Here is a 1,139-nt window from a genome sequence, read left to right as displayed (position 1 = left end):
ATGGCTATCGGCAGGCGCGTCGGTCATCAGCCCAGTAGCAACCAGACGGACGCATCGCTTTCCAAACGCCCATCTTCGGTCAGGGGGACGGAGCTCGCGACGGCGACCGCATCGGACGGCAGCGCTATCGGCGTGGAGCCGAAATTCGTGACCGACATGAAACGACGCCCTTCCGTGGCCGGACGGGAATACGCGACCACCGAATCGCCCATGTCCAGCAGCTCCGCCGACGTGTCGCGCGTCGCGGTCAACACCGTCTGGCGCAGTTTCAGCAATCTGCGGTACAGCGCGAGCATTGACTCCTTATCAGACGCTTCGACGTCGGCCGCGAAATCCTTGAACCATGCTGGCTGCGGCAGATGCGCGTCGGTGGGAGCGGAACCGTCCGCACGCCTGTCCGGACCGAATCCGAAGGTTCCGCCGGTGATGAAATCCTTGTTCCACGAAGCCGGTTCGCCGCAATCGGCGGCAATCCACGGAATCGGCACGCGGCAACCGTCACGTCCCTTGTCGGTGAAGTTGCGGCGCGTATTGAACGGCGTGGGATCCTCCAAACGGTCCCATGGAATATTCGGCACCTCAAACAGGCCCAGTTCCTCGCCTTGGTACACGTACACGGAACCGGGAAGCCCCATTTCCATCAGTGCGGCGGCGCGGGCGCGGCGCGTGCCGAGCGCACGATCCTCCGGATAGGTGCCGCCATCGCGCAGCAGCCAGTCATGCGCAAGCTGATGGTAGGGAGCGCCCTTCACCTGGGGAAGGCCGAACCGGGACGGGCTGCGCGGCACGTCGTGGTTGTTCATCACCCATGTGGTCGTGGAGCCGTTGGTCTGCGCCGCGGAGGCCAGGCCGTCCGCGATGGCCTGGCGGAATTCGTCGGCGAACCAGTTGGCTTCCGCGAATTCGAAATTGAACACCTGCCCCAATTCGTCGGTGGATGCGTACAGATGTTGCGAGGACGCCTTCACCCATGCCTCGCCCACCGCGAACCGCGGCGGATCGTACTCGTTGAAGACCTTGCGCCATTCGCGGTAGATATCATGCACCTCAGGACGGTCCCACAACGGACTGAAGCCTCCGTCGGGAACCTGCTTCTGCACGGCCTTCGGATCCATATCGGCAAGCGGCATGGAATCGAG

Annotated in this window: 1 protein-coding gene; it reads right to left on the bottom strand. The window is 63.6% G+C overall.

Annotation, left to right across the window (positions count from 1 at the left end):
• Window positions 1-26: 26 nt before the first annotated feature.
• The coding region (locus B3C64_RS04685) for a DUF3459 domain-containing protein (RefSeq protein WP_291534072.1) at window positions 27-1,139 on the bottom strand (1,113 nt) is incomplete at its 5' end.

The organism is Bifidobacterium sp. UBA6881 (assembly GCA_002451435.1).
Lineage (GTDB): Bacteria > Actinomycetota > Actinomycetes > Actinomycetales > Bifidobacteriaceae > Bifidobacterium.
This window is presented reverse-complemented; position numbering and strand designations above follow the sequence as displayed.